Origin of the sequence: Streptomyces sp. B15, from assembly GCF_018070605.1 — a bacterium.
Classification (GTDB): domain Bacteria; phylum Actinomycetota; class Actinomycetes; order Streptomycetales; family Streptomycetaceae; genus Streptomyces; species Streptomyces smyrnaeus.
This window is the reverse complement of sequence record NZ_JAGPXJ010000034.1, coordinates 4,161-24,049: the sequence shown is the minus strand read 5'-3', so window position 1 is coordinate 24,049 and position 19,889 is coordinate 4,161. Positions and strand designations below refer to the sequence as shown.

20 protein-coding genes and 1 pseudogene are annotated in these 19,889 nt (G+C 66.9%); 18 read left to right on the top strand and 3 right to left on the bottom strand.

Annotated elements, in window-relative coordinates; genetic code table 11:
• Positions 1-14 precede the first annotated feature (14 nt).
• From KBY19_RS17370 to KBY19_RS17345, 6 genes and pseudogenes are all read left to right on the top strand, one after another.
• Positions 15-746, top strand: coding sequence for a phosphotransferase (locus tag KBY19_RS17370; RefSeq protein ID WP_210966105.1), 732 nt, complete (start codon positions 15-17; stop codon positions 744-746).
• Positions 743-1,399, top strand: coding sequence for a sulfotransferase (locus KBY19_RS37520; protein WP_210966104.1), 657 nt, complete (start codon positions 743-745; stop codon positions 1,397-1,399). Before KBY19_RS17370 ends, KBY19_RS37520 begins: the two co-directional genes overlap by 4 nt.
• 1,087 nt (positions 1,400-2,486) lie before the next feature.
• Entirely contained in the window at positions 2,487-2,960 is a 474-nt protein-coding gene (locus tag KBY19_RS17360; protein WP_307843533.1) for an ATP-binding protein, read from the top strand.
• A 1,350-nt stretch (positions 2,961-4,310) separates the two neighbouring features.
• Positions 4,311-5,294: a hypothetical protein gene (locus KBY19_RS17355; RefSeq protein ID WP_210966103.1), complete on the top strand. Its 984-nt coding sequence runs from the start codon at positions 4,311-4,313 to the stop codon at positions 5,292-5,294.
• 83 nt (positions 5,295-5,377) lie between these two features.
• Entirely contained in the window at positions 5,378-6,010 is a 633-nt protein-coding gene (locus tag KBY19_RS17350) for a DUF6461 domain-containing protein (RefSeq protein ID WP_210966102.1), read from the top strand.
• Between the two features lie 40 nt (positions 6,011-6,050).
• Positions 6,051-6,507 (top strand): annotated as a pseudogene (locus tag KBY19_RS17345) (transposase family protein); the annotation flags it as partial.
• Between the two features lie 72 nt (positions 6,508-6,579).
• On the opposite strand, the gene KBY19_RS37780 reads toward KBY19_RS17345, so the two are convergent.
• Positions 6,580-6,861: an SH3 domain-containing protein gene (locus KBY19_RS37780; protein WP_368860990.1), complete on the bottom strand. Its 282-nt coding sequence runs from the start codon at positions 6,859-6,861 to the stop codon at positions 6,580-6,582.
• Positions 6,862-7,385: 524 nt separating this feature from the next.
• Here KBY19_RS37780 and KBY19_RS17335 point away from each other — a divergent pair.
• The 7 genes from KBY19_RS17335 (at position 7,386) to KBY19_RS17305 (ending at position 13,457) form a co-directional block, all read left to right on the top strand.
• The gene (locus KBY19_RS17335; protein ID WP_247691077.1) at positions 7,386-7,904 is read left to right on the top strand and encodes a hypothetical protein; all 519 of its coding nucleotides are present in this window, start codon (positions 7,386-7,388) and stop codon (positions 7,902-7,904) included.
• Positions 7,905-8,173: 269 nt separating this feature from the next.
• Complete coding sequence (locus KBY19_RS17330) at positions 8,174-8,776, top strand: hypothetical protein (protein WP_307843532.1); 603 nt, start codon at positions 8,174-8,176, stop codon at positions 8,774-8,776.
• A gap of 173 nt (positions 8,777-8,949) precedes the next feature.
• A complete protein-coding gene (locus KBY19_RS17325; RefSeq protein WP_247691076.1) occupies positions 8,950-9,549 on the top strand; it encodes an SAF domain-containing protein in 600 nt (199 codons plus the stop codon).
• On the top strand, positions 9,549-10,343 hold the full coding sequence (locus KBY19_RS17320; protein WP_210966100.1) for a hypothetical protein: 795 nt from the start codon (positions 9,549-9,551) through the stop codon (positions 10,341-10,343). Before KBY19_RS17325 ends, KBY19_RS17320 begins: the two co-directional genes overlap by 1 nt.
• Before the next feature lie 56 nt (positions 10,344-10,399).
• Positions 10,400-11,656 carry a CpaF family protein gene (locus KBY19_RS17315; RefSeq protein ID WP_247691087.1) on the top strand — a complete coding sequence of 419 codons (1,257 nt, stop codon included), beginning with the start codon at positions 10,400-10,402 and terminating at the stop codon, positions 11,654-11,656.
• Entirely contained in the window at positions 11,653-12,567 is a 915-nt protein-coding gene (locus KBY19_RS17310) for a type II secretion system F family protein (protein WP_247691075.1), read from the top strand. Before KBY19_RS17315 ends, KBY19_RS17310 begins: the two co-directional genes overlap by 4 nt.
• The gene (locus KBY19_RS17305) at positions 12,564-13,457 is read left to right on the top strand and encodes a type II secretion protein F (RefSeq protein ID WP_210966098.1); all 894 of its coding nucleotides are present in this window, start codon (positions 12,564-12,566) and stop codon (positions 13,455-13,457) included. Before KBY19_RS17310 ends, KBY19_RS17305 begins: the two co-directional genes overlap by 4 nt.
• A 68-nt stretch (positions 13,458-13,525) precedes the next feature.
• Here the strand turns inward: KBY19_RS17305 and KBY19_RS17300 are convergent, their stop codons facing one another.
• Entirely contained in the window at positions 13,526-14,722 is a 1,197-nt protein-coding gene (locus tag KBY19_RS17300) for an IS110 family transposase (RefSeq protein WP_210966097.1), read from the bottom strand.
• A 225-nt stretch (positions 14,723-14,947) separates the two neighbouring features.
• Between KBY19_RS17300 and KBY19_RS17295 the strand changes: the two genes are divergently transcribed.
• The 5 genes from KBY19_RS17295 to KBY19_RS17275 all read left to right on the top strand — a co-directional run bounded on the left by KBY19_RS17295 (position 14,948) and on the right by KBY19_RS17275 (position 19,458).
• Positions 14,948-15,148 (top strand): hypothetical protein, encoded by a 201-nt coding sequence (locus KBY19_RS17295; RefSeq protein WP_210966096.1) that lies wholly within the window; start codon positions 14,948-14,950, stop codon positions 15,146-15,148.
• A 3-nt stretch (positions 15,149-15,151) separates the two neighbouring features.
• A complete protein-coding gene (locus KBY19_RS17290; RefSeq protein WP_210966095.1) occupies positions 15,152-15,559 on the top strand; it encodes a TadE/TadG family type IV pilus assembly protein in 408 nt (135 codons plus the stop codon).
• Positions 15,560-15,651: 92 nt separating this feature from the next.
• The gene (locus KBY19_RS17285; protein ID WP_210966094.1) at positions 15,652-16,032 is read left to right on the top strand and encodes a TadE/TadG family type IV pilus assembly protein; all 381 of its coding nucleotides are present in this window, start codon (positions 15,652-15,654) and stop codon (positions 16,030-16,032) included.
• The gene (locus KBY19_RS17280; RefSeq protein WP_210966093.1) at positions 16,029-16,484 is read left to right on the top strand and encodes a pilus assembly protein TadG-related protein; all 456 of its coding nucleotides are present in this window, start codon (positions 16,029-16,031) and stop codon (positions 16,482-16,484) included. Before KBY19_RS17285 ends, KBY19_RS17280 begins: the two co-directional genes overlap by 4 nt.
• Positions 16,485-16,521: 37 nt before the next feature.
• Positions 16,522-19,458 (top strand): BTAD domain-containing putative transcriptional regulator, encoded by a 2,937-nt coding sequence (locus KBY19_RS17275; protein WP_210966092.1) that lies wholly within the window; start codon positions 16,522-16,524, stop codon positions 19,456-19,458.
• A 221-nt stretch (positions 19,459-19,679) separates the two neighbouring features.
• Here KBY19_RS17275 and KBY19_RS17270 read toward each other — a convergent pair.
• A partial coding sequence (locus KBY19_RS17270) for a hypothetical protein (RefSeq protein WP_210966091.1) occupies positions 19,680-19,889 on the bottom strand: 210 nt, incomplete at its 5' end.

Genomic DNA, 19,889 nt, shown 5'->3' with positions numbered 1-19,889 from the left:
TGAGGGGCGCCCCTGTGGGATTCACCAAGCACTACCGCACCGCTGACGCCATGCGCCGGGCACAGGCCCACCACTCCTGGCTGGACCGCCTCGGGCTGCCCGTACCAGCGCTCATCGCGTGTCGCCCTCGCTCGCTGGAGCTCAGCCACATACCAGGACGGCACGTGGCTCCTAACGATGTTCCTGCCAGTGCTCGGTTACTGGGAGCAGCACACACTGCCGCCTACCGGGCCTGCCTGCACCGGGCACGCCTGGGCGCACCCTTCCACCTGCCCGGTATCGGGGCGCTGGAGGCGTTCACCACCAGCCGCATCGACCGCGTCCGCCAGCATCTTGAACAAGGCAGCGTCCCCGCCCCGGCCTTCACCGCCAAGGAGGCCGCGCAGGTCCTGTCTTCGGCTGCCGACGAACCAGCGGCCTTCTACAAGGACGCCAACCTGCGGAACTTCCTGGTCACCCAGACCGGCATCGTCGTCATCGACTTCGATGACCTCACTCTCGCGCCGTTCGGCTACGACCTGGCCAAGCTCATCCTCACCACCGCGATGACGTACGGCCCCCTGCCGCCCCGGCTTACCACCACCGCTCTCGACGCCTACAACCAGGCCACCGAGATCCCGTGCACCCCAGACCGCCTGAGGGACTGGCTGGAGATCCATCACATCCTCACCAGCCCCTACCTGGGCCGCAACGGATACACCCACAGCTGGCACACCCTCCGCCCCACGGAAACGAGGCCCCGGTGAACGACGCCACACTCACCTCACAGCTTGCTGCCCCCCACCCGGACGGGGCCACCATCGCTCTCTACCGCACCCGCGTCTACCGATTCAGCACCGACCCCCGCCACTACGTCCTCGCCGAAGTCCTGGAGAAGAAGTACGCGCTCGGCACCCCACCAGCCCCTGAGACCCTGCACTTCCTCAAGGCCACCCTCGAGCAGATCCGCAGCACCGGACAGCCCCTGCCCTTCAACCAGCAGATCGCCGAGACCGAAGGCATCAACGTTCAACAGGAACTCGACGACCGCGCTCCCTATGCACCCCGGCCCCTGCCTGAACACACACCCCAGACACTCGTCTTCATCGTCGGCGCACCCCGCTCAGGAACCAGCCACCTGAACAACCTCCTCGCCCACACCGGCCACTACGCCTACTTCACCACCGCCTCATGCTGGGCCTGGCCCGTACACAACCTCCGCCACCCAGCCCGCCGCTCCTTCGAAGAACTGGACCAGAGTGTCCTCCGCGGGGACAACAAGAACACCCGCCTCATCCCCGGCCTGGTCATGCCCTATGAGAGCGAAGACCTCTACGCACGAGCCATCCCGACCTACCAGCAGTCGGCGGCCACATCTACAACCTCCACCGCCCCCACATCAAGGACACGACTCTGCTGACCGCGAGCATTCAGGCACACTGCCGACACTTCAGCCGCTCCGCGCTCCTGACGAAGTCGCCCTTCAACTCGCTCCGCATTCCCCAACTCGACGCCACCACCGGCCACCGCGCCCTCTTCGTGAACATCACCCGCGACCAGGCCGGCACAGCCGACTCCATGCGCCGCAACCATTTCCGCTTTCACCAGCACAGCACTGCTCTCACCGAAGAAGACGCCTGGAGCCTGTTCACCTGCACCATCTCCCGAGATGTCCCCCCGAGCCAGAACGCTCACCGTCGAGCATCACGCTCTCCTCGCTGACGAGAAGAGCGAACTCGAACGGGTCAAACAATGGATCACAACGGCAGCACCCACTGCAAAACAAGAGTGAGTCAGCGACGTCCGCAACGGCCAGCGACACCACAACGACTCGTGCCTTTGGGGAGGGGAGGGGGAAGACTTCGCGCCTATGACGGCCGCTTCCCGTGCTCTTTCTCCCCCTCCGACCGGCGTCTCAGCCCCGAGCCCCGCTGGGCTCAGTGAAGCTATCCAGGAGCCGCTTCTGCCCTGACGGACGTGTGTCAATGACTACTCATGCTGACTCTCACCAGCCGGGGTTCCTGCAACTGCGGGCTCCCGCGTCGCCCTACCTAAGCGCTCGGCGAAGGTCTCGACCGTAATCCTGCTCACGCTGCTCATGCAGAGCCGCCGATAGTCGCATCGGCATGAACTGCCCCGCCGCTGAAACAGCAGCCGCGATCACCGAGCAACCGCAGCAGCACGTCGCGGGAGGAAGGGCATGGATTGATCGTGCCGCGCCAACGGTGTCCGAGGCTAACTGGAGGACTTCGGGGGAGGAGTGTCCCCCGTTCGGTGGGTTGCAATTCCGCTCTTATACCGCTCGGCGGTGTCGTCGTCGTGACCCAATAGGCGATTTGCCGGGAGGTACCGATGCCGTCCCTCACCCTCACTGTCTGTCTACTGATCTTCTCCGTCTTCTTGGGAGGCGCACCGCTCGCGTATGAACCGGTACGGGCCTGCTTGGAGCCCGGTCCCGGGCGGCACCGGCGCGGCGGCGGTCGCCACGCAGCCCGACGGAGCGCACGGTGAGCGCCCCGGCCCGCGGGGGACGCGGCATCGTGATCTACTGCTGGAATGACAGCACGCGGCTCCCGGCCGCAGAAGCCCGTCTCGCGCTGGGCGAAACGCTGGCCCGTCTCGGGGTTGAAGAAGAGGCGCGGGAGGATGCGCAGCTTGCGCTGTCGGAGCTGGTGGCCAACGCGGCTGAGCACGCATGCGGACCGTACGAGGTGCGACTGCAGCGCATCTTGTCCGGGTGGGTCTGTGAAGTGCAGGACGGTGATCCCCGGCTTCCCGAGCTTCCTCAGCTCCCGCCCAGCCCTCTTTTTCCGCCCGAGGAGGTGAGCCGCGGCGGTGGGCTGGACTCGCTACTGAGCTTGCTGGGAGAACGGGGCCGAGGGCTGCAAGTGGTTCATCATCTGACCGGCGGCGGGTGGGGCTTTTGCCGGACGGGGGAGACGAAGGTTGCCTGGTTCGTAGTTGGCGCTGCCGCCACCTGAATCAACCTGGCGGCGGGTGGCTTCGGTATTCAGATGGCCTTTCCACAGTTGCCTGCTGTGCAGAGCAGGACCAGCTACAGGGCCCTCCTCCGCGAGCTGTGAGGAGGGCCCACGCGTCGTTTTGGGACGGGCATTCTGGACCCATACTTGGGGGCGGTGTCGTTGGGCCGTGCGCACGGGGAGGACTGGGACCACTCCGGCCGGGGGCATCCACAGCTTGGTCATGGGCCGCCCACGGTCTCCGGACGTGTGGAGTTCGCCCAGGAGATCTTCGCCACGGACTCATCGCCGCACCTGGCCAACTGGGGCGCCGCCTTCGCGATGGTACCGCTCACAGAACCATCACCAGTGAACTTCTTGATCTCTCAGAGCTTGAAGCTAACGAGGTAACCCTGCCGGTCGGGGATCAGCTGTTCCTCTATTACCTGCCGTCCTATGCACCCGACTCCAATCCGTCGAAGGTATCTCGTCGCTTCAGCACCCCGAGCACCTTGTCCGACGCATCCGGCGCGGCTCTCACGCCAAATCCAGTACCGCACCCAGCCCATAGACGGTTGCCTTGCCGAGACTTCCCTGACCATCTGACCGCAGACGACACCACGAGTTCGACTTCAGCAACCAGATGCGTCGACGTCGTCCCAGGATCAGGTGCACGCCACGATCAACTCCCAGGCTCCGTGCAAGCGCTGGGACGAGCAAAGCCCTTCTCGCGGCCTGCTGTGCCCGTAGAGCCACTTATGGGCCCCCTCCCGTGCCAGTAGCGTGCCTTGAGACCTCCTGACTCAATTCCAAAGCCTTGACATTCGCGATCTCCCCTGATCAACGCCGAAAGCCCCTCGCGGCTCGCCGACGACCTGTCACGTCGCTGTCCGAAAAAGATCGTTGACGTGCCGATTGATCAATGATTGTGTAGTTCGCCGACACGACGGTCGTGTCCGCACAGCCTGTGAGGGGGGAAGGCATTTGCGCTCCAGATCTCGCAGATCGCTCGCCGTAGTCGTAATGGCAATCATCGCGTTACTTGCGCCGGTTACTGCAAAAGCCGAGGCGCCACACTCTGGCAGTCCAGGGGGGCCGGCAGCCACAAGGACGGATACTGGCAACATCACTGTACGGAATGAGGATGGCCCCAAAGGCGATTTCCAGACTCTTTCTGAGCGAAGCGGAGATTCGGCGCGATCAAACTGCGCCGAAGTGCGACGCAACCTGAAGGCTCTTCGGAAAGCTGGCCACAAGCGAGCCTTGTGCTACAAATGGGGAACGCCTGACAAAAGCGGAAGTGGGGGCTCCGCGTCCTCGTCCGCCCCAGGCTCCGTGTGGTGTGTGGGCGTACCAATGGACCGAGTCTACGTGACACGTGACTCCATTTGTTCGCGACGCAATTTGATCGTCGTCATAGTAGATACCCTCACTGGCGTCGTCTACGGCGAGGCTCATGCAATCGTCGAGCAAGAGATCAACACCGTGAACAATTCTGTCGAGTACACCGAGTACATGAACATCCAACTGCTGGACTCGCCTCTTGCTGCCGGTATAACCCTGAAGGTGGACTCGACCTGTTCGCTCGACAACAGCTGCAAGCAGGATTCATCTCCTTGGGCGGAACCACGGCCGATAGCTGTCGGCGGATCACTCGATGGTACTTGGACACGATCCTGGACCGGAATCCAAGGCTACAAAGAGTTCCGGCTGAGCTACGATCTCAACATTCACATTCCTCGTTCAACTGGGGGCAATGTCAGTTGGGGTGGAGACGAGGAGCAAGCCGATGGTCTGTACTGGGTGCGCTGCGACAACAAGGTCAGCAAGTTGGCTGGGTGTATCGTACCGGATTTCATCCCTACCCTCGTAGTGGACAAGAAAAAACACCCTGCAGCGCGCAACTTCATCGCCAGGGTCCAGGAGAACATGTCTACGCACCCGGGATGGGAGGGCCACGGTCAGCCTCTGCATCGTGAGGAAGATGCCGAAGAGGAAAAGAAAAACCGGAAGGTCATCTGCGAAGATGGTAGCTTCAAACCCAATCCGGACACGCCAGATGCGTCGTGCGATGAGTATCCTTTCGCACGGGCCCAGGAGAGTGGCAGGCAGTTCGGGGTGACCTCCGGCGCTCAATGCCAGCAGTACTGGGCCGAGGTTAAGGTGATCGGTGGCCAGAAATATTGGATTCTATTCAATGAAGGGACTCCTCCAGCTGAGGCCAAGTGCGGTCGAGCCAGCATCCCAAAAGATCAAAATATGGGCGTTGGCGGTGCCCTCGGTCGGAGGACTGTGGAGTGGCGCCTGCTAGGTGGTGATCCCTACTGGGTGGATGCTGGCGCCAGCGACAGCTAGCACTGCACGCCCTGCGGCCCGGTTCGCCCACCGGCGAACCGGGCCGCACAGGATGAACTGACCAATGAGGTAACTTCTCGGACATGAAACTCTTGCCGAACTCGGAACTGTACGACACTGGCTACTGTGTTCTCTTCGTGCGCGGGATCTCGCCCGTGGATGTTTTCCCAAGGATCGTCGGCGATGAGGACTGCCGCCCTGTCTCCGTAGACCGGATGGAAGCCGAGGTCATCAAAATGGCTGGTGAGGATCTCGAAGAGGAAGATGTTCCCGCACTGGACATCGACGAACTGCGCAGTAGTGGGATGATCTGCGACGAGGGCCCCTTGTTGCGAGCTGGAACTCACGGCGACTGGTGCTTCGTCATCGAATCGGAGGGCCCCTACCTGGCCAAGAACGAGATCATCCGGTCTGCGTCCCGTGCCACCGTCGCTCTCTCGGTGCTGAAGAGCGAATCGGGAACCTCATGGATATCTTATGCGGAAGATGGGGAGATTCTCGCTTCCTTTGACCCGCTCCTCCCTCAGCACGACAATGGGAGCCGACCGGATATCCTCGACGAAATAACCGGGTACCGGGAGGCTATAGAACTCGGCGACCCCGAAGAGGCGCACGAGAACGCTTTGCGGAAGATCCAGTACGGACTCGGTTGTGCTGTGCCTCAGGAAGCGGACGCCTCCAGCATGTTGGCTATCCGCATCCCTGGAGGATATTAAAGTGTGTTGCATAAGGCTGTGAACTGGGCATCTCCGTTGCGTGGCTGGGGTGTTGAGGGTCGAGCGGATATGGGTGGAGACGTTTACCGGGCTGCGCATGGATCAGTTCGGGCGGCTGCTGAAGGCGGTCCGTGACCGGGGCGGCAAGGGGACTCTGCGGGGCCGGCCGTGGGGTCTTCCGCTGGCCGACGGGTCCTGGTGGTGGCCGTTGTACTACCGCACGAACCTGACCATGCGCCAGTTCGGGCCGTTGTTCGGGGCCTCCTCCTCGACCGTGTGCCGGGTGATCCAGCGGCTGGGTCCGCTGCTCGCGCCGGAGTCCGTCTCCCGTCCGGATGATGCGGCCGACCGGTTGTGGATCGTGGACGGCACCTGGTCCCGGTACGCGACCGCAACGTCGGCTCCTGGGCCTCAATTACCGGTTCTCGGCGAACGTGCAGGTCATCTTGGACACGGACACCCGCCTGGTGATCGCGGCGGCCCGGCCGGTACCGGGCACTACCGCGCGACGCGGTACGAGCCCGATGCGGATCCTTTTGACGGCCCCAGACGACAGCGCCCAGGGCACTTCACATCCCGGGTGGGTTCATATGCACATCCTCGTCTGGAGTGTGCAGGAGCCGCGTTGCCACCCAACCGACCTTGCCGCCGCGCATTCGGACCTTGGTCCACCTCGTCCCGCCCCGCAGTCGCTTGCAGCGATCCCCCCGGTACGCCATCCCGACGGCTGTCGACCGCGACGACGGACGAGATCGGATCGTCGCGCTCTTCGCCGTCACGTAGCAGCCCCTTTTGGCCGCCACGGTGCCGGTGGCGGTGACAGGTTCCACGGCCCCCGCAACTGCCGTCATGCTCGTCCCCATCAGCAGCACGGCAGCCACAGCGGTGGCTGCCCTCACACTCGCCTGCATGAGATCTCCTATTTGTCAGTGGTCCTGCCAACTCATCCCGCAACGAGCGTGTTACGGCAGATGTCTCAGTGATCACCCGTAGGAGATAGTGATCTTTGGGAAGCGAACCCGGGGTCGGCTATTCCTGCTCCGGCTGTGACGAGCTCCGCCTGCATGCGATTGGCTGCCTCACGATGGCCCGTCGACTCGACGGTGAGCGGTGCGCGGTGAGTTCGGGCTGCCCCAGTTCCAGCGCTTGAGGGAGCCTGGTCCGCCCCTTCCGAGGCAGGTCGGTGCGCCAACGGCTACGAAGCGCTCGGTGGTGTCTTGTCACGAGCGGGTGACAAGCTGGAACTTTTCACTCGGTACTCGTTAGATTACCGTGAGTGGTCAGATTGAGTGAGTGTCGCTACAGTTCGTGCTCGGCCGGGTTCGCAAAGTCATGAGGAGTGTGCGTGGTTCTGACGCGGTCCCCAAGGCGCCGGATGGCGTTTGTCGCTACGCTGAGCGCGACGACGCTTGTGACGGCCGGTTGTTCGGACGGCCCATCGGAGCCCAAGCCGCTGCCCGAACAGTCCGTACGTGAGTCCGCGAAACCCGGCACCCATTCGTCGGTGCGTCGGGAAGCGCTGTCTGCCTACCGGGCGATGTGGGGTGATCTCGCTCGGGCGTCGAAGACGTCGGACCCTTCCTCGAAGCGCCTTGATGACCATGCTGAGGGCGGCGCTCTTCAGTTGATGAAGTATGGCCTTCGGAGTTCTAAAAGGGACAAGCTTGTCGGTAAGGGGACGCCTCGTCCGCATCCCGAGGTGGTCTCTGCGAAGAGCGGAAAGGTTGTCATCCGAGACTGCGTCGACGGCACCGACTGGCTGCTGTACAAACGCAATGGCGAGCCGGAAGACGACAAGCCGGGAAGTCATTTCAAGACCGATGCCACGGTCAAGCGCAGCAACGGGACTTGGAAGGTCTCGGACCTGTACATGCACGAGGCCGGGTCGTGCTAGCCGGATCGTCGCGGACCCGCGTGTGGCAGGGCGCAGGAGCCACTCTCGCCGGAATCATGTTTGTGCCAGTTCTTGGGCAGCCCGCGATGGCGGAGGAGATCCGAGAACGGTTCGGTGGGGTTACCTGCACTCCGGGAGGTTGCACGGTCCGTGCGGGGAAGGCCGCCTCCCCAGCCTCAGGCGCCCGGAGCCAGTCGTCTGGACCTTCTCCGAGGGCCGCTCCCGCTCGCTCTGGTGGGCGTCGCGCCGTTGGTAGTGCGAAGTGGGAAATGCCTGACCTGACTTCCAGCCATGGCTTTGGGGGGATACGTGGCGGGATGGCGCCGTTCCTCGTGCCTCCAGGCGCCCAGGGGCGTTCGCAGGGGAAACAGGCCAGGGTCGAGCGGAAGGTGTCGGCGGGTGAGGTGGCGCAGGAGGCGGTGGAGCGGCTTCGGTTGCCGAGGCCGGTGATCCGTACGAGTCCGGATGCGGACTTTACGCAGGTGGTGCATGTGCCGACGTGGATGTGGGTGCAGGCGTCGTCGTGGGAGTCGGTGTCGGAGACGGCGTCGGTCGATGGGGTGACGGTGACGGCGACGGCAAGGCCGCGTAAGGCGGTGTGGTCGATGGGGGATGGCGCGTCGGTGGTGTGCCATGGGCCGGGAACTCCGTACTCGGCTCGATTCGGGGCGGAGTCGTCGTCACCGGACTGTGGCCATACATACAGACGGGCATCGTTGTCCGAACCGGACGGGAAATACCGGGTCAAGGTACGGGTGACCTGGGATGTTTCCTGGCATGGGGCGGGGGAGTCCGGGGTGGTGCCTGGGATGGCGATGTCTGCCGAGCGGTCGCTGTCGGTGGACGAGGTCCAGGCAGTCGTCACCGCGTGACTTCTTGAGAGCAGCCGCCTGAAGGGCCGGGCGGGGCTGGAATCAACTTTTCTTTGTGCGAGGTGTGTGTGGGTACCCCCTTGTCTTCTTCCCCGCCGACGGGCATTCCCGGAGCGCGTTCAGGCGGGTCGGGCCAGCAACCTGCCCCGGTGGCTGGAGTGCGGCGTCGGCGTATGTCCTGGGTGTGGGGTGGGGCCAGCGCGGTGCTCGTCTCGGCGGTGGGGTTCACCTGGATCGTCTCGGCGGTCGGCGAGCGCGCGGATGTGTTGGTGCTGGCGAGGGATGTTCCGGCGGGCAAGGTGCTGACTGCGAAGGACCTGCGGACCGTGCAGGTGGCGGCGGACTCGGGGGTGATTCCGGTCGAGCGCCGCGGGGAGGCGTTGGGGAAGCAGGCGCGGGTGCCGCTGGTGGCTGGCTCGCTGCTGTCGCCGGGCATGGTCGGTGGCTCTGCCGACTTCCCTCCGAAGGGGAGCTCCCAGGTCACGCTCGCGCTCGAAGCCGCAGCAGCTCCCTCGAACCTGGCGCGCGGCGACCGGGTGGCCATCCTGCCCGGCCCGGACGACGAAACACCGGCCGGCCACAAGGACGAGGAGGCCATCGGGGAGCTGCCGAGCGCGGTGGTCGGCACCGTGGCGGGAACGAGAACTCCGAAGACAGTTGGAGGGGTGCGCGAGGTTCGGGTGCTGGTCGCTACGGCGGCAGTCCGCCGGGCCACGCAGGTTGCGCATCCGCGTCTTGTGGTTCTCCCGGCGAGTAGCAGGGAGGCGCCCTGATGCGCCGGGTGTTCGCCATCGGGTCGGTTGCGGGTGCCCCGGGGGTGACGACCACGGCGTTGGCGTTGGCTGCCGCGTGGCCGCTGGAGGCTGATGGTGGGGTGCGGCCGGTGGTGGTGGAGGCCGGGGTGTGGGGCGGGGATCTGGCGGCGCGTTTCGGGCTTCCGCACAGTCCGGGGTTGTTGGATGTGGCTGCTGTTGTGGGGCAGCCGCAGCCGGGTTCGCTGCTGGGGGCCGTGCGGGAGCTGCCGGTCGGGGTGCGGGTGGTGCTGGCGCCCAGTGGGAGAGGGCCGTGCACCGAAGCCGTGCGACTGCTCGGTGGAGGCGGTGGGGTGCGGGTGCTGCGGGGTGAGGAGAAGGACTACGGCAGTGTTCTGCTCGACCTCGGCCGTCTCACCTCGGAGACCCAGGAGCTGGCCGGCGTCGCTGATGAGGTGCTGCTCGTCACCCGTGGGGGCGCCGATGCCCTGGCTCATGTGTACGCCCAGGCGTCGGACCTGGGGCAGGCTGGGGGGCGGCTGACGCTGTGCGTGCTGGGCGAGTGCCCGTATGCGCCGAGCGAGGTGAGTGCGGCGTTGGCGGTCGAGAACGTGACGCGTCTTGCGTGGGATGCGAAGGGCGCCGGCGTGCTCGGAGGCACCAGGCAGGGGCGGTTGCAGGCCGAGGGGTTCCGCACCTCACCCCTGCTCAAGGCAGCGCGGGAGCTGGCCGGGCGGTTGGTCGAAGAAGGGCAGGGCGGCCCCTTTCGCGCCGAGTCCCTGGCCGGGGTGCTGAGGGAGAGGAGCATCCGGTGACCGTCACCACTGGTACTGCCACGGACTCAGGAAGCGTGCCAGGGCTCGCTGCTGCGATGCAGCAGCGCGTCACTGCCCGCCTGGCCGAATACGCGCACGAGCGCGAAGCCGCCGGTCTTCCGCCCGAGAACGAGCAACAACGCCAGCACACCATCAGCCAGCTACTCGCCGAAGAACTCGGGCAACAGCGGCGGGAGGCACTCGCACGAGGCGGACGGGCGATGGACCCCACAGCCGAGCGGGAGATCGTCCAGAGCGTCACCGACGCTCTCCTCGGCACAGGAGCGCTGGAGCGCCTGCTGGCCGATGAGAACGTGGAGAACATCTGCGTCAACGGCTGCGACACCGTCTGGGTCCGCGACGCCCGTGGCAACTGGTACCGCTCGGCGCCGGTGGCCTCCTCCGACGCGGAGCTGATCGAAAGGCTGCGGACCCTCGCCGCGCGGACGGAGGGGGAGGAGCGGCGCTTCGACCGTGGCGTGCCCCGGCTGAACCTTCAGCTCGCCGACGGGTCACGCCTGTTCGCGGTCATGGCAGTCACCGACCGGGTATCGCTCTCCATCCGCAGGCATCGTCTCAAGCACGCCACCATGACCGACCTGGTCCGGCTCGGCGTGTGCGACGAGGCCCTGGCCGGGTTCCTGGCAGCTTTGGTGCGGGCGCGGAAGAACATCATCGTCGGCGGGGGCACCAACGTCGGCAAGACCACCGTGCTGCGCGCCCTCGCCTCCGCGATCCCGCCGCATGAGCGGCTGGTGACCATCGAGGACACCTTCGAACTCGGCCTCGACGCCGACACCGCAGCCCACCCCAACGTGGTCGCCATGCAGGCCCGCGAGCCGAACATTGAAGGCGCCGGCGCCATCGATCAGGCGGAGCTGGTGCGCTGGGGGCTGCGCATGACGCCCGACAGGGTGATCGTCGGCGAGATCCGGGGCAGCGAGGTCATCCCGATGTGCAACGCGATGTCTCAGGGCAACGACGGCTCGCTCTCGACCATCCACGCCTCCACCTCGCGTGGGGTGTTCACCAAGCTGGCCGCGTACGCGGCTCAGTCGCCGGAGCGTCTGTCGCTGGAGGCGACGAACCTGATGGTGGCCTCGGCCGTGCACTTCGTCGTCCACCTGGGCTGGGATACAGGCGGGCGGCGCTGCGTGGACTCGGTGCGGGAGGTCGTGGATGCGGATGGCACGCAGATCGTCTCCAACGAGGTCTACCGGCCCGGCCCGGACCGACGCGGTGTCCCTGCGGCACCGCTGCGTGCCGAGACCGCCGCCGAGCTGACCGCCACCGGATGGGAGGCGCGGCGATGAACCTACTGCCGATGGACGCCACCCACGTGCCCGTGACCGCCGTTCTGGGTGCAGGGTTCGGGGCGGGAGCCGTGGTCCTGGCGCGCGGATTGCGGCCCCGGGCCGATCCGGGGGACGACGTCGGGAAGTCGGGCGGCTGGCGACAGCTGGCACGACTGATGCCGTCCGGTTGGCGCAGTCGACGCCGCATCGCCCTGGCCGTGCTCGGCGGGGTGGTGACCGGCGCCTTGACGGGATGGCCGGTTGCCGGGCTGCTCGCGGCTATCGGCGCGGTCACCCTGCCCGGACTCCTGGGCCCCGATGCCCAGGCGCGGCATCGCACTGAGCGGCTGGAGGCGTTGGCGACGTGGACGGAGATGCTGCGCGACACGCTCTCGGCCGCGGCCGGCATGGAGCAGACCATCCTCGCGACCTGCGACATCCCGCCCGCCGCGCTGGAAGAGGAACTTCATGCACTTGCCTCGGCCCTCCGCGAGGGACGCCCGCTGCCCGAAGCCCTGGAAGGCTTCGCCCACCAGGTCGATGACCCGGTCGCCGATGTGGTCGTCACCGCCCTGGTGATGGCCGCGCGTAAGCAGGCCAGCCAGCTCGCCGCCCTGCTGGGGGAGCTGGCCGACTCGGTACGCGAGCAGGTCGCCATGCGCCAGCGCATTGACGCCGGACGGGCCAGCATCCGCACCGGAGTGCGGGTGACCGTCACCGTCACCCTCGGCATGGCCGCCGGGCTCACCATCTTCAACCGCCCCTACCTCGACCCCTTCGACACCCTCACCGGGCAGGCAGTGCTGGCAACGGTCGGCGCCCTGTTCGCCCTCTCCTTCACCTGGATGAGCGTGATCAGCCGCATCGAAGAGCCCATCCGGCTCCTCGCCCCCTCACACGCCGCCGCGACCACCGGAGGCATCCAGTGATCATCCCCCTTCTCGGAGCGTTGTTCGGCGCCGGGATCGTCGCCCTCGTCCTCGGGCTTCGCCCACCCCGCGTTGCACTGACTGAGGTCCTGGCGGCCATCGAGACCCCGGCACCGGCCGAGGCCACCCCGGCTGCTGCTGAGGGGGAGTGGGCCACCCGGTTGGGCAAGCGGGCTGTCCCTGTGGTGCGGGCGCTGGGATTCCCGACCGATGCCCTGCGCAGCGACCTCGCGGTCTGCGGGACCGACATCGAGGTGCACCTGGCAGGAAAGGCCACGTGTGCCATGGCCGGACTCCTCACTCCCTGGGCAGCCGCTGCCCTTTTCGCCTTCGCCGGGGGCGTGCCGGCCGGCTGGTGGGTGCCCTTGTCCGGGTCCCTCGTCCTCGCCGTGATCCTGTTCTTCGCCCCCGATCTCACCGTGCGCAAGCAGGCAGAGGAACGACGGCGCGAGATGCGGCACACCCTCGCCGTCATCCTCGATCTGACCGTGATCGGCCTGGCAGGCGGGGCCGGAGTCCAGCAGGCCCTCGCTCAGGCCGTCGCGGCGCCGCGGGGCTGGGCTGCGGGCAAGGTGCGGCACGCCTTGCACGTCGCGGAGCTGACCCGCACCAACCCCTGGCCGCACCTGGCCGACCTCGGCCGCACCCTCGCCGTGTCCGACCTGGTCGAACTCGCCTCCACACTCGACCTGGCCGGCAGCGAGGGCGCCAAGATTCGTGCCTCGCTGACCGCGAAGGCCCGCGCGATGCGAAGGCGCCGCCTCAGCGAAGCGGACGGCGCCGCGCAAGCGGCCACCGAGCAGATGTCCCTTCCCCTGGTCGGGCTGTTCGCCGCTTTCCTGCTGCTGATCGGCTATCCGGCACTCGCGCACGTCCTCGCCGTCGCCTAACTGGCTGCCCGCTCCGTCCCTCTCGCTTGTACGTAACTGCACGACGAAAGAGCTTCCCAATGCTGATGTCAAACCACTGCCGTGACAGGCGGTGGGGGTTGGTAGCACTCTCCGTCCCGGATCATGGCCCACAGGACGTTGACCCGTCGGCGCGCCAGCGACAGCAGGGCTTGCTTGTGTCCCTTCCCCTCAGCCCTCTTGCGCCGGTAGTACGCCTTGGAGGCCGGACAGCTTTTCAGGCTCGCCAAGGCAGACAGGTACATCGCGTTGAGCAGACTGCGGTGGAATCGTCGCGGTCGGCGGAGGTTGCCGCTGACGCGGCCGGAATCACGCGGGGCCGGTGCCAGGCCGGCGTATCCGGCGAGCCGGTCGGCGGTGCCGAAGGCGCTCATGTCACCGCCTGTGGCCGCGATGAACACCGCGCCCATCTGCTTGCCCATGCCGGGCAGGCTGAGGATCACTTCGGCGTGCTGGTGCTCGCGAAAACGGGCCTCGATGAGTGCTTCGAGCTGTGCGATCTCTTCATCGAGGGCCATCACCCCCTTCGCGAGGCGAACCACCATAGTGGCGGCCAGCCGTTCGCCGGGCAGCGCGGTGTGCTGGGCCTCGGCCGCATCCACGGCTGTTTTGGCGAGTGTGGATGCTGCGCGCACCTTGCGGTTGCGCAGCCACGTTTCGATGCGCCTGGCGCCGCTGCGGCGAATCGCGGCTGGGGTCTGGTAGCCCGTCAGCAGCATGACCGGCCCTTTGTTGGTCAGGTTCAGGGCCCGCTCCAAGGCCGGGAAGATCTCCAGCAACTGGGCCCGAAGCCGGTTGATCTGACGAGTGCGGTCAGCCACCAGGTCGGTGCGGCGGGTGGAGAGGGTGCGCAGATCAACGGCGATCTCATCCCCGGGCTGCAGGGGGCCGAGGTCGCGGCGCATTCGAGCCTGATCGGCGATGACAAAGGCGTCCTTGGCATCCGTCTTGCCTTCGCCCCGGTAGGAGGCCGAGGCGCGGTGCACAGTCAGACCAGTGATGTAGACCATCGGCTGATCATGGCTGAGCAGCAGGCCGATCAGCAGGGTAGCACCACCGTGGTTGAGGTCGACCGCCCACAGCACGTCCTCGTCGAGAGCCAGGACGTCCGCCAACAGTTCAAGCAGGGCTGCTTCGTCGTTCAGGACCCGCCGGGAAAGCAGCCGTTCACCGCCCGCGTTGATCACCACGCAGTGGTGATGTTCCTTGCCGATGTCCACTCCGGCCCAGACCTGGGGCACGGTCACCTCCGCCAACTCGTCGCGCTACAGCCCAGCAGACGACCTCGCCGACGTTGCCCTACACAGCGATCGAGTCGCATCTCCCAATCGGCGGTCGAGTCGTCGTGGGCTCCGGGCGGCCAAGCTCTTTCGGCCATAGACGGCGACCACATGCCAACCATACCCAGAGCCCCTGGGGCCACCGATCGTACGAATGACCAGTTCAAACCCCGAGAAAAAGTAGGGCACTACATGCGCCACCTCACCCGCTTCCGCCACCACATCGCCTCCCAGGAGCACCTGGCGACACTGCGCCGGAACATCCGCCGCGACGACGGCTACACCACCGAGACCATCGTCGTCACGGCACTCTTGGCGCTTCTTGCGATCGGTGCGCTCAGTGTGATCACAGCCAAGGTCCTGGGCCGGGCCAATGGCATCGACCTGGGCTGAAGCGTGAGGTTCCCTGCTTGTGCCCTGCGGGAGGACCGAGGCGCGGTCACCACGCAACTCGTCATCCTCTTCCCGCTGCTGATCCTGACCGCATTGCTGGCGGTGCAGTTCGCGCTGGCCTGGCACGCACAGCACATCGCGCAGTACATCGCACAGGACGCCCTGGCAGCAGCCCGGCCCGAACACGCCAGCGCCGCCGACGGCCATGCACAGGCCCGGCACCGCCTGGGCACCCTGGCCGGGCGGATCCTCACCAACCCGCAGGTGACCGTAACCCGCTCAGCAACCCGCGTGACCGCACAGGTATCCGGAGGCGTTCTGCAATCCGTGCCCTTCCTGAAACTGCGCGCCTCCGGTGCCGCCGAGGGGCCGGTCGAACGCGTCACCAAACCCGAGGACGACCAGCTGTGAAGCCGTCGGATGGTCAGCAGAGCGACACGAGTCGACCCCAGATGTGGCGTCCGCTCGGCCCCGCGTCGGAAGGCGATGGGGGAACGAGCACGGTGGAATTCGTCCTGCTCGTTCCGCTGATTGTCCTGCTCGGGCTGGTCGCGGTCGGGTTCGGGCGCATCGCCGACGCACGCCTGGTCGTGGGTGATGCCGCGCACCAAGCCGCCCGTGCGGCCTCGATCTCCCGAAACGAGACGGCCGCCCGCACGGCGGCACAGCACGCCGCCGAAGTAGCTCTGCGCGACGCTCAATCCTCATGCGTCGACCCGCGGGTGACCGTCGAGACCGGAGGGCTGAAGCCCGGCGGGGCGGTCACTGCGAAGGTGACGTGCACTGCGGATCTCTCGGACCTGTCGAAGACCCGCATGCCCGGAAGCATCGAGCTTCGCGGAAACGCCGTTTCGCCTGTTGACACCTATCGGAGCACGACATGACCAGGCTCCCTCGCCGCTGCTTCACCGGGCTGTGCGGCCTCCGGGATGGCGAGCGAGACGACCGGGGGCAGGTGGTCGTCGCCGTGGCCGGTGGGGTGGTGGTGCTGTGGCTGTTCGCGGGCATTGTGATCGACGGCGGCCTGGCCCTGGCCGCCGCCGCACGCGCCCAGGACATCGCCCAAGAAGCCGCCCGCACCGGAGCACAGCAGGTCGACGTCCACCGTCTGCGCAATGGCACTGTCCGGCTGCGCACCGCCCAGGCCGAAGCCGACGCGCGACGCTACGTCGCCGCCAGCGGCGACAGCGCCACCGTGAGCGCACGGCGGAACAAGGTCACCGTCCAGGTCACCCACCGACAACCCACCCAGGTCCTCAAGCTCATCGGCAAACACACCTTGACCGCACGGGCAACCGCAACCGCGCACGCCCAACGTGCCACCTCTCAGCACTAGCCAGCCCGACGGAACGGCGAGAAGGGCGAACCAGGCCATGAAACCCACCGCCCCGCAGCGACGGGGCACCGCCGCCATCACCGCTCTGGCGACCGGAGCCGTCACAGCTGCTCTGCTGGCCGGGGCGCCCTACGTGCTCTGGCAGGCAGGAGGTATCCCCTGGCCCTCCACCGTCAACTCCGTCAGCGACCTGGCCGACAGACTGGGGCAGCCGCTCACCGACCCCCTCGCCCTCGACCTGTTGACGCTGGCCGGATGGGCATGCTGGGCGGCCTTCACGTTGAGTTTCCTGCGCGAGTCGTGGTGGTATGCCACCCACCTGCCCTACCTGGTACGGGATCGGGCAGTGCACCACGAGCACCTGGCCAAGGTGTCGTTCAAGGGCTCCCTTGCCGCAGTGTGCGTCGGCACCCTCGTCGTGGCGCTGCTGACTGTATGGCGCCCCCAGGCGGCCGTGGCCCGGCAACACACCGTCGCCGAAAGTATGGGTACCCAGGCCACCCTCAGCGTTCCGTACCACCCGGAGTCCCAAGCACAGGTACGACTGACTGATGACGACGGCACGAACACAGGTGGGCAGGAGGAAGGCAGCAGCGACCGCAGGTACGTCGAGTACACGGTCGCCCAGGGGGATTGCTTGTGGGATATCGCCCACAAGCAGCTGGGGGACTCGGTGAAGTGGCCGCGCATCTTCGCCGCCAATCGCGGCCGCCTTCAACCAGACGGCCGACGTCTGACAGACCCCAACCGCCTTCAGCCTGGCTGGCTCCTGCGTATCCCTACGCCGACAGCCGACTCCTCGTCGTCCGGGGAGGCTTCACCGCCATCGAAGGCGCCTCATCCGGCAACTTCGGAGCCGGAGGCTGGTGCCGCACCAGATGCCCGCACGACAGGGCCGGGCGAGGAGCACCGGCGACACCAGCAGGACGAGCACCAACAGGTGGACGTGAGCGCGGCTCCTCACGGATCAGCAGCGATCAGCGTCGGGGAAGCCGGAGTCATCGGCATCACCACGGCAGCCGGACTCCTGGCCGCCCTACGCCTGTACCGCCTCCGTCAGCGCCGTCGCGCTCTGAGCGATCCAGAGGTCGCCCATGAGGGGGCGGAGCAGCCGGAGAATCTCGCCACCGTTGTGCAGCAGGCAACCCTGGCGGCACGAGAGGCTGACCTGCCCCACGCCCCGCCCGGTACAGGCGATCTGCTCACCCGCCGCACTCCGCCTCCGCCACCGCAGGCCAAGCATGTCGTGGCCCTCGGCATCCGGGGCGATGTAGAAGTCCCGCTGGAGGAACTCGTCGCGGCCCGCCTGTGCACGTGGACCGGGCCGGGGGTCGAGTCCGCCCTTCGAGCTTTGCTGATCAGCATTCTCACAGCGGCCGAACGTCAGCGCCCGCTCCCACCTCGCGTCACAGCGGCCCTGCCCCGGAACCTCGCCGTCCGGCTCCTGCCCACTCTTCCACCTGATGTTCGTGCCCTGGTCCAGGCAGCGAACCTCGACGGCGTGGTCCAGGCAGGCCAGGAACACCTCCTCGCCCACGCCCGTCGGCACAACGGCTCTGATCCGCACCAGGACCACGAAGGAGAGCACCATCACCTGCCCGACGACTCGCCGTCCGGGCAGCCCCATGGGCCGGGCACACTGCTCCTGATCACTGATCAGGCATCCGGGCAGGACGCCGCCGAGCTGGCAGCCCTGGCGGACCAAGCCTCCTCCGGAGCTCTGGGTGTCCTCACCTTGGACGTTCCGCTTTCTCAAGCCGCCCGCTGGCACATCGACCACGACGGAACGGCAACCATCGCCGCAACCAGCAGCACACACAGCAGGAAGAGCCCACTGCGGGTCTTCCGCCTCACCGAAGACGCCGGCCAAGAGATCTCGACGCTGCTTTTCGGAGCACCACCTCGCCAGCAGAGCGAAGCGGGCCGGGAAGGCACCGTCCAAGGATCTGCCGAGCGCGGTGGCGAGGATGCGGCTGAGGAGGACGGCGGTGACGACGGCGAGGTGCCGGCTGACTCCTCGCGCACTCCCGATAGCGGCGAAGCAGGCCAGGAACAGGCTGAGCCCGTTCGCTCCGTGCCCGGCGAGGCTCCTGAACAGCCCGGCCCGGCAGCCCCGGTCCGGCTGCAACTCCTGGGACCTGTCACCCTCTTCGCACGCGGGAGCGACGAGCCCATCGCCAGTCACCTACGGATGGAAGCACGGGAATTCCTCGCCCTGCTCGCCTCACACCCAGCCGGACTCCTCGCCCGCGACATCGCCGACAACCTGCGCCTGGCTGGCGGAGCCGACCAACACGCCAAGGAACTGAAGAACCTCCGCCGCTCTGTCCGCCGGACTCTCCGCGCAGCCACCGGGCTCCCCCACGCGGAATTCATCCACCTCAAGGGAGAATTCCACAAGCTCAACCCCGGATTTATTCACACGGATATCGCGAACTTTCGGACGAAAATCAAGAAACTGTCGACTATTGACGGGAGCGGCTGTATTATCGCCGTGCGGGATATTCTGGATGATTACCGCGGCCCATTCTGTCAGGGGATCGACCCGGTATGGGCAGACGGGATCCGGGAGAGCCTCGCACGCCAGGCAGCGGACGCCGCGATCCGGGCAGCACGCCAAGCCGAGAGAAGCAATTCTCAGCAGGACAGGCAAACCGCGCTCGATCTCCTGGACCGGCTGATCAGCCTGCACCCCGACACCGAAGCCCTGTACCAGCATTCCATCCGCCTCAATCAGGCAGCGGGGCGCAGGGAAGCCGCCCACCACACTTACCAAAGACTCACGCGCCACCTGGCCGAGCTGGGCCTGGAACCCGACGCAGCCACCCGCGCACTGATCACAACCCGTCCTGAAGCATCACCTCCGCGTCCCAGAGCTGGTGCAGCCGGCGCCCGCGCCCGTCCTCGTGGTACGCGCATCAGCGGCCGAGGCGATGAAAAACCACCCGAGGCGCCGCGACTGTCGAGACGGTGACCACATCGGGCGTCGAGACGGGCGTCGTCCTTGGAAACGACGCCCCTCCAAGTCCTCTTTGGGCAGGTCAGACCCCTAACGAGCCACCCCAGAGCGAGCCCGACTGTATATCGGTGCAGACAAGCATCCCGATCTCTGGGAACGGCGCGCGGGCCCGCGCGGATTGCAGGCATGCTGCCTCATCGCTCGGTTGATTCTCCTTCTCCTCCTCTGAAGGCCGGCTACTTCCCTCTCCGGCCCTGCGTCGTGCCTCGCACCCGAGCCGGAGGCGGCACCACGGCGAAGCCGGGTGCCGCCGTGCCGCGCCGCCGTGCCGCGCCGCCGTGCCGCGCCGCCGTGCCGCGCCGCCGTGCCGCGCCGCCGTGCCGCGCCGCCGTGCCGCGCCGCCGTGCCGCGCCGCCGTGCCGCGCCGCCGTGCCGCGCCGCCGTGC

Bases quoted from the DNA above. Each gene is read 5' to 3' on its own strand.
- KBY19_RS37780 (WP_368860990.1), bottom strand. From the start codon at position 6,861: ATGACGGCAGTTGCGGGGGCCGTGGAACCTGTCACCGCCACCGGCACC.
- KBY19_RS17350 (WP_210966102.1), top strand. From the start codon at position 5,378: ATGAAACTCTTGCCGAACTCGGAACTGTACGACACTGGCTACTGTGTT.
- KBY19_RS17275 (WP_210966092.1), top strand. From the start codon at position 16,522: ATGAAACCCACCGCCCCGCAGCGACGGGGCACCGCCGCCATCACCGCT.
- KBY19_RS17320 (WP_210966100.1), top strand. From the start codon at position 9,549: ATGCGCCGGGTGTTCGCCATCGGGTCGGTTGCGGGTGCCCCGGGGGTG.
- KBY19_RS17280 (WP_210966093.1), top strand. From the start codon at position 16,029: ATGACCAGGCTCCCTCGCCGCTGCTTCACCGGGCTGTGCGGCCTCCGG.
- KBY19_RS17315 (WP_247691087.1), top strand. From the start codon at position 10,400: ATGCAGCAGCGCGTCACTGCCCGCCTGGCCGAATACGCGCACGAGCGC.
- KBY19_RS17295 (WP_210966096.1), top strand. From the start codon at position 14,948: ATGCGCCACCTCACCCGCTTCCGCCACCACATCGCCTCCCAGGAGCAC.
- KBY19_RS17325 (WP_247691076.1), top strand. From the start codon at position 8,950: ATGTCCTGGGTGTGGGGTGGGGCCAGCGCGGTGCTCGTCTCGGCGGTG.
- KBY19_RS17330 (WP_307843532.1), top strand. From the start codon at position 8,174: ATGCCTGACCTGACTTCCAGCCATGGCTTTGGGGGGATACGTGGCGGG.
- KBY19_RS17335 (WP_247691077.1), top strand. From the start codon at position 7,386: ATGGCGTTTGTCGCTACGCTGAGCGCGACGACGCTTGTGACGGCCGGT.
- KBY19_RS17310 (WP_247691075.1), top strand. From the start codon at position 11,653: ATGAACCTACTGCCGATGGACGCCACCCACGTGCCCGTGACCGCCGTT.